Annotated in this window: 10 protein-coding genes and 1 pseudogene; 8 read left to right on the top strand and 3 right to left on the bottom strand. The window is 68.1% G+C overall.

Features of this window, described 5'->3' with window-relative positions; genetic code table 11:
• Positions 1–284: 284 nt before the first annotated feature.
• The gene (locus ACH4RC_RS42265) at positions 285–716 is read left to right on the top strand and encodes a peptidase inhibitor family I36 protein (protein WP_398210428.1); all 432 of its coding nucleotides are present in this window, start codon (positions 285–287) and stop codon (positions 714–716) included.
• Between the two features lie 1,039 nt (positions 717–1,755).
• On the opposite strand, the gene ACH4RC_RS42260 is transcribed toward ACH4RC_RS42265, so the two are convergent.
• Positions 1,756–2,379: a TetR/AcrR family transcriptional regulator gene (locus ACH4RC_RS42260; protein WP_398210426.1), complete on the bottom strand. Its 624-nt coding sequence runs from the start codon at positions 2,377–2,379 to the stop codon at positions 1,756–1,758.
• A gap of 109 nt (positions 2,380–2,488) precedes the next feature.
• Here ACH4RC_RS42260 and ACH4RC_RS42255 point away from each other — a divergent pair, with 109 nt between their 5' ends.
• The 6 genes from ACH4RC_RS42255 to ACH4RC_RS42230 all read left to right on the top strand — a co-directional run bounded on the left by ACH4RC_RS42255 (position 2,489) and on the right by ACH4RC_RS42230 (position 7,149).
• Positions 2,489–3,439 (top strand): beta-ketoacyl-ACP synthase III, encoded by a 951-nt coding sequence (locus ACH4RC_RS42255; protein WP_398210424.1) that lies wholly within the window; start codon positions 2,489–2,491, stop codon positions 3,437–3,439.
• Between the two features lie 11 nt (positions 3,440–3,450).
• Positions 3,451–4,206 carry a lysophospholipid acyltransferase family protein gene (locus tag ACH4RC_RS42250; RefSeq protein WP_398210422.1) on the top strand — a complete coding sequence of 252 codons (756 nt, stop codon included), beginning with the start codon at positions 3,451–3,453 and terminating at the stop codon, positions 4,204–4,206.
• Between the two features lie 579 nt (positions 4,207–4,785).
• Positions 4,786–5,001, top strand: coding sequence for a helix-turn-helix domain-containing protein (locus ACH4RC_RS42245; RefSeq protein WP_398210420.1), 216 nt, complete (start codon positions 4,786–4,788; stop codon positions 4,999–5,001).
• Entirely contained in the window at positions 4,998–5,462 is a 465-nt protein-coding gene (locus ACH4RC_RS42240) for a Clp protease N-terminal domain-containing protein (RefSeq protein ID WP_398210418.1), read from the top strand. The genes ACH4RC_RS42245 and ACH4RC_RS42240 overlap by 4 nt, the downstream gene beginning before the upstream one ends.
• Positions 5,463–5,494: 32 nt before the next feature.
• On the top strand, positions 5,495–6,316 hold the full coding sequence (locus tag ACH4RC_RS42235) for an ABC transporter ATP-binding protein (RefSeq protein WP_398210415.1): 822 nt from the start codon (positions 5,495–5,497) through the stop codon (positions 6,314–6,316).
• On the top strand, positions 6,313–7,149 hold the full coding sequence (locus ACH4RC_RS42230) for an ABC transporter permease (RefSeq protein ID WP_398210412.1): 837 nt from the start codon (positions 6,313–6,315) through the stop codon (positions 7,147–7,149). The genes ACH4RC_RS42235 and ACH4RC_RS42230 overlap by 4 nt, the downstream gene beginning before the upstream one ends.
• Before the next feature lie 413 nt (positions 7,150–7,562).
• On the opposite strand, the gene ACH4RC_RS42225 is transcribed toward ACH4RC_RS42230, so the two are convergent.
• Together ACH4RC_RS42225 and ACH4RC_RS42220 are read right to left on the bottom strand one after the other, a co-directional pair.
• On the bottom strand, positions 7,563–7,946 hold the full coding sequence (locus ACH4RC_RS42225) for a helix-turn-helix domain-containing protein (protein WP_398210409.1): 384 nt from the start codon (positions 7,944–7,946) through the stop codon (positions 7,563–7,565).
• 68 nt (positions 7,947–8,014) lie between these two features.
• Positions 8,015–8,185: pseudogene (locus ACH4RC_RS42220) on the bottom strand (IS5/IS1182 family transposase); the annotation flags it as partial.
• Positions 8,186–8,379: 194 nt separating this feature from the next.
• On the opposite strand from ACH4RC_RS42220, the gene ACH4RC_RS42215 reads away from it, so the two are divergent.
• Positions 8,380–9,072: a TSUP family transporter gene (locus tag ACH4RC_RS42215; protein ID WP_398210407.1), complete on the top strand. Its 693-nt coding sequence runs from the start codon at positions 8,380–8,382 to the stop codon at positions 9,070–9,072.
• Positions 9,073–9,210: the final 138 nt, after the last annotated feature.

Raw genomic sequence — 9,210 nt, 5'->3', positions numbered from 1 at the left:
TGCGAGTACTTCCTGGGAGCAGCCATGGTCGATGTTCCTCTCATGAGTCCCATCTGACCCGCTGTCAGCATCTCCCGCATCCCGGGGGAACCTCACGTCGCCTCAACAGAGAGTCAGGGTGGCCCGCGTGCAGGTCGTCGCGTGACCATCACCGCCCGCTCCCGGGACAATCGTGCTGGTCACCGCGCGGCGAACAGCCAGGAACGCCACGGAAGTCACTCATCCGAAGGAACAACTGCAGGGAAGCTGAATGGCGAACTGTTCCGCCAGGACAGGTCGGTGCCATGAGACTTCTGCACCGCAGGCGCGTGGGCACGCTGTTCGCCGCCGCCGTCCCGACTCTCCTGGCCGTGTCCCTGGCCGGCCTCGCGCCCGCCCATGCTGCCACCGCGGGTGCTCCCGCCCCGGCCCGGCATCAGGTTGTGTGTCCGCGTGGGTTCGTCTGTATCTACCCCGAGATCGACTTCGGCGGCCAGCCCCACGTCAAGCGGGCCGTCGACGGCTCGGTGCGCCACCTGCCGGACTCCATTCGCGGCGCAGGCAGTTCCATCATCAACAACAGCGGCCGCACCGCGAGGGTCTATCAGAAGGACAACTACTTCGGCCGGCACGTGTGCGTCGGGCGCGAGGGCGGCGCCCTGGGCGATCTGCGCTCCTACCAGCTCAACGACACCACGCACAGTCTGCGCAACAACGACACCCCCTGCGGTGCCTAACCCCATCCTCAGCGGGACCGCGCGGCACACGACCATCCGGGCGCAGCCAGGCGGGAGGCCGGACGCGTTGTTGCGGGGGATACGGTGTCCGCCGCTCAGCTGGAGTTTCAACTTCGCCTGTGGGTTGGGAGGCGGGACACTCTGGCCGGCTGCTACCTGTGAACGGCCCAGTAGGCGCTAAGCGCTGCGCCGACGCCCAGGACGAGGATCTGGGTGATGCCTGGAATGCGCCACCGTAGAGCGAGAAGGCCGATGCCTGTCACTACCGCTCCCGCAGCCAGGATCCAGACGGCATGCCATGCAACTCCCGGCGCCGTCGGTGCGTCCTGCCGGTTCCAGGCATCCCTCCATCCGGTCCACGCGTAGGTCCAGAGCAACCAGGCGATCACCGCCAGATCGCCCATCAGGAGAAGTACGGCGACCGCGGTTTGTCGAAGGGGAGAAGGCTGACTCATGCGCTCAGCGTCCTCCGCCAGATTGCATTTCACATGAGCGCTCCTACTCAGAGGGAACCCCGATCAGATGGCACTTCGCTGAGCATTCCTCCTTTGGTTTGTGAGCTTTGAGCTGATTACGTTCGGCGATACTTGCAGTACGCCCGGCCGATGTGCCTGCATCGTGACGGGCTGCGGGGCGGCGGTTCTTCGAGCCGAGAGGGCGTTTCGAGCCTGGAGTTGTTGCGCGGTGCACAGGCAGGGCAGCGTGGGTGTGGGCGGCGGAGGTTCCGAGATCCCCGGCGAATTCGGGCCGGGGTTCGTGGAACCGCTCGATGGCTGGGACGCGCAGGAGGCACCGCACGGCGGCAAGGTTCGGGCGTACACATAGGCACGGCCCGACTCCCCTGGCTGGAGCGGTCAGAACCGGACCGACTACGCCAAGCGGTGGGCCGCTCTGCGCTGGGCGTATCCGGGAGCGAGGCGATGAGCCGCAGCAGGGTGTTCCGGCTGGGTGGCGCTCCCGGACGTCCGTTATGCGGGCCACGGCCCGGCTCGCGAGCGCGAGGCCGGCCGGGAGTCTTTTGCGGCGTGCCTCTGCCCGGTTACCGAAGCGCCTTCAGCGCTGGGTCTGGGGTGAGCAGCCGTTGGATGGCCCGGCGGGCATGGGTGGATGCCCTGCGGTCGTGGTGCAGTTGCAGGTGGTGGTTGAGGGCCAGCATGGTTCCTGCCAGTTCGTACAACAGCTGGTCGCCGTCGCTGTCGGGTGGCAGGTCGCCCGCGCTGATCGCGCGCCGGATGTGGATGCCCAGGTCGCGGAGCCACAGGGCGTCCATGGCGGCGATGGCGTCGCGCACGGGGCCGGTGCGTCCGTCGAATTCTGCGGCTGCGGCGGTGAAGAAGCAGCCGCCGGGCAGCACTTGGCGTTCCAGGTAGGACACCCACGCCTCGCACAGGGCCCGCAGATGGGCCAGGCCCGGAGGGATTCCCCGGGCGGGCTGTGTCACCTCGTGCATGAACTGTTCCGCCGCGGCGTCGACGACGGCGAGCTGCAGGCTCTCCTTGGTGCCGAAGTGTCCGAGGACGCCGGCCTTGCTCATGCCCAGGTCGGCTGCCAGCCGACCGATGGTCAGTCCTTCCAGACCCTCCACCGATGACAGTTCCAGGCCGCGGTCGACGATGCGGCGGCGGGTGCGGCCCGCTTCGAGGGCGGAGTTGCGAGGGCTCATGACAGCACATGGTAGCCGCACCGACCCTCTTTAACTTCCGACCGATCGGTTGCTATATTCCGGTCGCCGGTCAGATCCGGCATGCCGACCAACCCAAGGAGTACCGCCTGTGCCGGGAACACGCATCGCCGCCCTGGGACACCATCAGCCGTCACGCGTGATGACCAATGCCGACCTGGCGCAGCTCGTGGAGACCGACGACGCCTGGATCCGCCAGCGCACCGGGATCGTCACCCGCAAGATTGCCGAACAGGACGAATCCGTGACCGACATGGCCGCATCTGCCGGGGGCAAGGCCCTGGCCGCATCCGGACTGGCGCCGGAGGACATCGGTCTGGTCATCGTCGCGACCTGTTCCGCGATGGACCGCTGCCCCTCCGTCGCCGCCCAGGTCGCCGCTCGCCTGCAGGTCCCGGGCGCCGTCTGTTTCGACCTGAACAACGGCTGCGCCGGCTTCACCACAGCCCTGGCCAGTGCAGCCCACACGCTCAAAGCGGGAGCGGCCCGGCACGCGCTGATCATCGGCGCGGAGAAGATGTCCGACGTCACCGACTGGACCGACCGCAGTACCTGTGTGCTCCTCGGCGACGGCGCGGGCGCCGCCCTGATCAGCACCACGACATCGGAACACGAGGGCATCGGACCGGTCGTCTGGGGATCCGATCCCCAGCGAGGAGCATCAGTCCGGCTGCAGGGCGCCTGGCAGCCACGGTTCGCCCAGGACGGCCAGGCCGTCTACCGCTGGGCCACCAGCGAACTGCCCGCCATCGCCCAGGACGCCTGCACCCGGGCGGGAATCTCCACGCGTGATCTCGCTGCAGTCGTCACCCACCAGGCGAACCTGCGCATCATCGAAGCCCTCACCCGCCGGCTCGACCTGTGCGACAGTGCCGTGATCGCAAAAGACGTGGTCGAATCGGGCAACACGTCCGCGGCATCGGTTCCCCTCGCCCTGTCCAAGCTGATCGAACGCGACGAGGTGCCCTCCGGCGCCCCCGTGCTCCTCTTCTCCTTCGGCGGCGGCTTGTCGTGGGCCGGCCAAGTCGTCACCTGCCCGTGAAGAGGCAGCCGATGCCCTACATGCTCGCGCGACTCCTGCTCGCTCCCCTGCTGCGGCTGATCTACCGGCCCGTCGTCCGCGGCCGAAGCAACGTGCCACGCCGTGGCCCGGTCATCCTGGCCAGCAATCACCTGTCCTTCGTCGACAGCATCGCCATCGCGCTCCTGGCTCCGCGCCCGGTGCACTTCCTCGCCAAGGACACTTATTTCACCGGGCGCGGAGTCAAAGGCGCCCTGACGCGTTGCTTCTTCGCAGCCCTCGGCTGCGTACCCGTCGACCGGAACGCGCATCGCGGCGCACGCGCGTCGCTGGAAGCCGCTCAACAGGTCCTGATGAGCAACGGTGCCTTCGGTATCTACCCGGAGGGAAGCCGCTCTCTTGACGGTCACCTGCACCGCGGCCGCACCGGCGTCGCCTGGCTCGCACTCGCCACTGGCGCCCCGGTGATCCCGGTGGCACTCACGGGCACGGATCGCCTCCTGCCAGTTGGTCGACGACTACCCCGCTTTCACCGCATCACCGTGACCTTCGGCAGGCCCGTCGACTGCCCCACGCATCACGCCGCCATGCACCCAGCCCAGATGCGACGAGCCACCACCGACCAGATCATGAGCGCGATCGGCGACCTGTCCGGACAGCGCTACGTCCCCAACTACCTGAACGCACCCGAAGAGGCGCCGCTCTCCCAACCCGGGCGAGCACGCAAGTCGCGCCGACGAGGAACGTCACCCTCTCAGTGGGCCGAACGACCGCCAATGAAACACTGACGACCCCCGCCCTCCTCACCGTGCCCACGGCGCGACCCGTTCCCAGGCACCGGGGAAAGCCGCGAACCGGTCTGAGCCCGCTCGTCCGGCCCGGCGGCGCGCATCGCAGCGCTCCTGGCTCGGCCCCGTAATGCAACGCATTGCGGCGGCGATATGGATGATCTGCTCCCCGGGTCTGCCTCGAGCCCGCTCACCGGGACGCCGCACCGTCGGCCTGCCCGCCGCGCTCGATGAGCCGCGCGTCTTGCCGCGCCGGCGTCGGTGCCGTGCTCGGTCTGCGGACAGATGACAACTGTCACCCGCATCATCACCCCGGATGCTGAACCTGCGATAGCTGAATCTGTGCTGCCTCCACCTGCTCGCGGCCGCAGGGCGACGCTGAGGCCTGTGATCCCGCCCGGCCCGCCGTGGAGCGGTTACCACGGCGGCGCCGTAAATACCGGTCAGGGCTGCGGCGTAGGTGTGGAGGCATCTGCGCCTGCCGACCCTGCGGCGTACCCGCGTCCCGGCTACGGACTGCCTGACCATGTTTAGCAACTTTGGTTGCTTCCATCTGGTTAGTCAACTACGGTTGCTTTCATGTCCAGCAAGGATCCCGCGGACGCACTTGCGGCCGTCGCCGCCCTGCGCCGCCTCGCCGATCAGCTCGAAGACGCCGCCGTCGAACAGGCGATGCGGTCCGGCTGGAGCTGGCCGCAGGTCGCCGAGGCACTCGGCATCACGCGCCAGGCGGTCTACAAGAAGCACGCCAAGCGGCTCATCGCCGCCGGAGTCACATTGAGGAGGCGGGGATGAGCCAGTTCGACAGGTACCTCCAGTCGGTCATGGACCAGGCCGAGGCCGAGGCCAAGCAAGACAGCTCGGCGACCATCGACGCGCACCACCTGCTGCTGGCGGTGGCCGCCCAGGACGGCACCGACGCACAGCGCGCGCTACACGCCGCCGGCCTGGGTTACGAAACGCTCAAGAACGCCCTGCACCGGGAGTTCGCGCACAGCCTGGCCGCAGCCGGAGTGTCGCTCGACGACTTCGACCTGCCGCGGGCGACCCAGGAACCCACGCGCCACCCCCGGCTGGGCGCCTCGTCCAAGCTCGCCATCGAGCGGATGGCCACCGAGCACCCCAAGAAGGACCTGCGCTCCGGCCACCTGCTGCTCGGCGTCCTTCAGGCGGAGGTCGGTACCGTCCCGCGCGCCCTCACCCTGGCGGGCGTGGACCGGGCCGAGCTCATCGAGCGGGTGCGGGGCGAGCTGTGACGCAGGCCGCCCTGAGCGTCGAAGGGCTCAGTATGCGGTATGGCAGCACCGACGTCCTGCACCACGTGACGTTCCGGGTGCAGCCAGGCGAAGTGGTGGCACTACTGGGGCCGAACGGCGCGGGAAAGACCACCACGATCGAGATCCTTGAGGGCTTCCGTATGCGCTCGGCCGGCCGTGTGCAGGTGCTCGGCACCGACCCGGCACACGCCGACGAGCGGTGGCGCGCCAGGGTGGGCGTCATGCTCCAGTCCTGGCGCGACCACGGCAAGTGGCGGGTCCGCGAACTCCTCGCCCACCAGGCCTCCTACTACGCCTGCAGCGCACGCACCCCGTGGGAGCCGGACGAGCTCGTCGACGCGGTCGGCCTGGCCGCGCAAGCCGACCAGAAGATCAGAACCCTCTCAGGCGGGCAGCGGCGCCGCATGGACGTGGCGCTGGGCATCGTCGGCCGCCCCGACGTGCTGTTCCTCGACGAACCCACGACCGGTTTCGACCCGCAGGCCAGGCGCGAGTTCCACGAGCTGGTGCGCCGCCTGGACACCACGGTCCTGCTCACCACTCACGACCTGGACGAGGCGGAGAAGCTCGCCGACCGCATCGTGATCCTCAACCGCGGGCGGATCGTCGCCGACGGCACGCCGCACGACCTGGCCCGGCAGATCGCCGGCGAGGACCGCGTGCGGTGGCGGCACGGCGAACAGCGCTTCAGCCGATCGACCTCGCAGTCGACCGACTTCGTACGCACACTCTTCCAGCAGCACGGCAAGGAGATCAGCGAGCTCGAAGTCCACCGCGCCTCGCTGGAACAGACATATCTGACGCTCGTGCACGAGGCGGAGGCTTCACGATGACCTGTGCGATACGTGCCGGCCTGACGCGCGGCCTGATCGAGCTGCGCCAGTCGTTCACCAACGGAGCGGAGCTGTCCAGCCACCTGCTCTGGCCACTGCTGACGCTGGGCGTCTTGTGGTTCATGCGCGACGTGGAGTACGGGAGCACAGGGTTGCTGCTCGGCACCCTCGCACTGCCGAGCATCCTGGGCATGAACGCTTCCTTCGGCATGGTCAGCATGAGCCAGCTGCTCACCGCGGAGCGCGAGGACGGCACTCTCCTGCGCGCCAAGGCCACCCCCCACGGCATGGTCGGCTACCTCACCGGCAAGGTCCTCTCGGTCTCCGGTGGGCTGCTGGCCGACCTGATGATCCTTCTGATCCCCGGGTTGTTCCTCATCGACGGGCTCGACCTCGGTGTGGATGCGTGGCTGGCTCTTGCCTGGGTCGTGATGCTTGGCATGGTGGCCACCCTGCCGATCGGCGCCGTACTCGGCTCGGTGTTCACCAGCGCACGCTCGCAGGGGCTGATCCAGCTGCCCGTCCTCGCGATGATCGCAATCTCGGGCATCTTCTACCCGGTCACCGCTCTGCCGCAGTGGCTGCAGTGGATCGCCCAGGTATTCCCGGTCTACTGGCTCGGCCTGGGTATGCGCTCCGCACTGCTGCCGTCCGACGCTGAAGCCGTCGAGATCGGGCAATCATGGCGGCACCTGGAGACGGTCGGCGTACTGGGCGCCTGGGCGGTGTTCGGCCTGCTCGTGGCACCGGTCGTGCTGCGCAGGATGGCCCGCAAAGAGTCAGGCTCCAGCATTGCCGCGCGCCGTGAACGCGCTCTGCAGATGGTCGGGTGAGGCTGGTGCGCGAGCCAGCGACCAGCGGAGCGAGTTGTCGGGCGAGGGTGAACTGGCCCGGCTGCCGCTCGGCCAGCCAGCCTCGCGCGACCAGGCGCTTCGCCTTCGACCACAACGCGTCCACCCCGGTCGGCACCGCGTCCAGACCGAAAATCACGGCCAGTGGACCCGTTCCTCCTGGCGGGATCGTCTCGGACCACGGCCGTCAGCGCGCTCATGAACTACGTGCCCACCGCCGTGGCAACCGGCAACCTGCGCGGGCCCGCCATCGACGTGCCCATGCCCGGACTTCGCCAGCCGCATCCACTCCCTGCTCACCACCACAGCCGCCCACCGGGCAGCGCCTGCCCCGAGCCCCGCACGCACACCCGGCCTGAACCAAGCACCGGCTGGTCCGGCATGACGGACCGGACTCAGGCACACCTGGGAGGAAGCGCACGTCGATGAACGACGCTGAGGCCGACCCGTTCAAGCGTCCACAGGTCCGCCTCGAACCCGTGGGCTTGGGCGCCCTGTTGCAGTGCTGAGCGGACCACCTCGACCTGGGCGTCATCCAGCTTAGGTGGCCGACCGGTGGCCGGCCGCCGGCGCAGTGCCTGGGCCCCGCCCTGCTCCCACTGGCGTCTCCATCGGCGCACGCTCTCGGGATGCATTCCCACCATCCGCGCCACCTCGGAGGAAGTGCGTTGTTGCTCGAACAACTCGACCGCGCGCATGCGCCGGGCCTCGGCCAACTGCGGCCGTGTCAACGGCGGAACGGAGACCTCAGCAGCAACGGCCTGCGACTCATCAGACACATTCACATGCTGGCACCGCCACAGCGTCCGCACCCACAGAACTACGAGAAACTCAGTAAGACGTCATTTCAGTTGGTGAGTCTGCGGTGGCATATGAGGGTTGCGGCGATGGCGGTGAAGGCGAGGAAGTGTTCCGGCTTCCGTTCGTAACGGCGGTGGAGGCGTCGGCGGCCGGACAGCCAGGACACGGTCCGCTCGACGACCCAGCGGTGACGGCCGAGCCGTTGGGACGACTCGATACTCCAGACTGCCGCAAGATCACACCAGCTGAAATGGCGTCTAAGCAAGGCGTTTTCGGTGCGTCGAGATTCCCGCGCACCGGACTGTTGCGTTCGCAGCCGGGCTGTGGAGAGGATGGTGGAGATCATCACGGGGATGGCGGGAGTCTGCTGTGGGGAGCGTTGGATCGGCCGAGCTACTACTGGGCAGCATCATGGTGCTGGGTGCATTGGTGCAATGGCTCACCGGCATGGGATTCGCGCTTATCGCAGTGCCCGTACTCGTTTTGGTACTCGGCCCGGGCCAGGGAGTGGTGCTCGCGAATTGCGCGGCCGGAGCCATTAGCGTGGTTGGGCTTGCCACAGGATGGCGACGGGTTCGAATTGGCGCCGTGGGCCCGCTGGTCATAGCTGCGGCGTGTACGGTTCCCGTAGGATCGTGGGTCGCCGCCCGACTTCCTACGCCCGTATTGTTGGCCTGCGTCGGAATTCTGGTGACGATGGCTGTGACTTTCGTGATGGCCGGCACGCGGCTACCGGCCCTGGCCGGAACGAGAGGAGCCGTCACCGCGGGCGCGGTGGGTGGATTCATGAATTCGGCCGCCGGTGTCGGCGGACCGCCTTATTCGCTGTACGCGATGAATTCCGGATGGTCGGTCCGCGATTTTGTACCGAATGCACAGTTCTACGGAATCGTGGTCAACGCTTTCTCGGTGGCCGCCAACGGGCTGCCGAGGCTGAGCGGGTCGGCATGGTCGGTGGCCCTGGCGGCCCTGGTGGCGGGCGCCCTGCTCGGCAGGGCGCTCGCGCCGAGGGTCCCGGAGCGCTGGGTACGCCGGCTCATCCTAAGCCTGGCCCTCGCCGGTGGTCTGTCCGTACTGGCCAAGGGAGTGGAGGGGATGATGTGACGCCGACCCGTCAGCCGCGTCAACAACGCTGCGGGTCAATACAACTAGTAGTGCTTGGTCATGTTCGTAGTGGTGTGGGTATGTCGCGGTGGCAGGTGGGGCAGGCGCCGGTCCAGGTCGCGAGGAGTGTCTGCAGGT

The organism is Streptomyces sp. NPDC016845 (genome assembly GCF_044332585.1).
In the GTDB taxonomy this organism is placed as follows: Bacteria; Actinomycetota; Actinomycetes; order Streptomycetales; family Streptomycetaceae; genus Streptomyces.
This window is presented reverse-complemented; position numbering and strand designations above follow the sequence as displayed.

What these genes read in the sequence shown, in the direction of transcription:
- ACH4RC_RS42265 (WP_398210428.1), top strand. Translation starts at nt 285, where the DNA reads ATGAGACTTCTGCACCGCAGGCGCGTGGGCACGCTGTTCGCCGCCGCC.
- ACH4RC_RS42260 (WP_398210426.1), bottom strand. Translation starts at nt 2,379, where the DNA reads ATGAGCCCTCGCAACTCCGCCCTCGAAGCGGGCCGCACCCGCCGCCGC.
- ACH4RC_RS42250 (WP_398210422.1), top strand. Translation starts at nt 3,451, where the DNA reads ATGCCCTACATGCTCGCGCGACTCCTGCTCGCTCCCCTGCTGCGGCTG.
- ACH4RC_RS42245 (WP_398210420.1), top strand. Translation starts at nt 4,786, where the DNA reads ATGTCCAGCAAGGATCCCGCGGACGCACTTGCGGCCGTCGCCGCCCTG.
- ACH4RC_RS42240 (WP_398210418.1), top strand. Translation starts at nt 4,998, where the DNA reads ATGAGCCAGTTCGACAGGTACCTCCAGTCGGTCATGGACCAGGCCGAG.
- ACH4RC_RS42235 (WP_398210415.1), top strand. Translation starts at nt 5,495, where the DNA reads ATGCGGTATGGCAGCACCGACGTCCTGCACCACGTGACGTTCCGGGTG.
- ACH4RC_RS42230 (WP_398210412.1), top strand. Translation starts at nt 6,313, where the DNA reads ATGACCTGTGCGATACGTGCCGGCCTGACGCGCGGCCTGATCGAGCTG.
- ACH4RC_RS42215 (WP_398210407.1), top strand. Translation starts at nt 8,380, where the DNA reads ATGGTGCTGGGTGCATTGGTGCAATGGCTCACCGGCATGGGATTCGCG.